Source organism: Amycolatopsis sp. NPDC003676 (assembly GCF_053587275.1).
Genome location: NZ_JBSFNS010000468.1, coordinates 1 through 1,003 on the forward strand (window position 1 = coordinate 1; position 1,003 = coordinate 1,003).

Below are 1,003 nucleotides of genomic sequence, written 5' to 3' on the forward strand. Positions count from 1 at the left end.
TGCGCGAGTGGGCCAACGCGATGATGGCCGACGCGCCTGAATTCGACGCGATGGCCCTGCCTCGGCGAGCACCGCGTCGGTACTGGCGTCCGCCAGCTCGATCACCGCCGCCGACCCGTTCGTCTCGATCACCCGCACCCCGGCGAACTCCCGCAACCAGCCCGGATCGCTGCCGACGACCAGCCGATACCGCGCCGCGCCCGTCGCCCGCAGCGCCGCCACCGTGCCCTGCCCGACCACCCGTCCCGCGGCGAGGATCACCAGCTGATCGCACAGCCGCTCGACCAGATCCAGCTGATGCGAGGAGAACAGCACCGGCACCCCCAGCTCGGCGTACTCGCGCAGCAGTTCGGCCATGGAATCGACCGCCACCGGATCGAGCCCGGAGAACGGCTCGTCCAGGATCAGCGCCGTCGGCTGCGCGATCACCGCGGCCGCGATCTGCACCCGCTGCTGATTACCCAGCGACAGCGACTCGAGCTTGTCCTTGCTCCGGTCGCCGAGCCCGAACCGCCCCAGCAGTTCGGCGGCCCGCGCCTTCGCCTCGGCCGCGCTCAGTCCGCGCAGCCTGGCCAGATAGACGAGCTGATCGAGCACCGGCTGCTTCGGATACAGTCCGCGCTCTTCCGGCATGTACCCGAACGAGCGGCGATCGAGCGCGGTCACCGCCCGTCCGTCCCACCTGACCTCGCCCCCGTGCACCGCCAGCACCCCCATGATCATCCGCATGGTGGTGGTCTTGCCCGCCCCGTTCCCCCCGACGAACCCGGTCAGCGCCCCCGGCGGCACGGTGAAGGACACCTCGTCGACCGCCACGTTGTCGCCGAAGCGCCGGATGAGTTGCGCGACTTCCAACATCGAACTCCCCGTCTGTTGTCGTCTCGCCCCAACGGTACCGATCCGACGCCGCACCGGGCTCGATGTTCAGCTCAGCGCGGCGTGACCCAGCCAAGAAGCACGGCAACATTCCCCTGTGAGGCCGCGATGACGGACACTCCCCTGC

General features: G+C 70.0%; 1 protein-coding gene. It reads right to left on the reverse strand.

Annotated elements, in window-relative coordinates; translation table 11 throughout:
• Nucleotides 1-858 (reverse strand): ABC transporter ATP-binding protein (locus ACWDNU_RS47315; protein ID WP_449673644.1); only part of this gene is annotated, 858 nt, incomplete at its 3' end.
• Nucleotides 859-1,003: the final 145 nt, after the last annotated feature.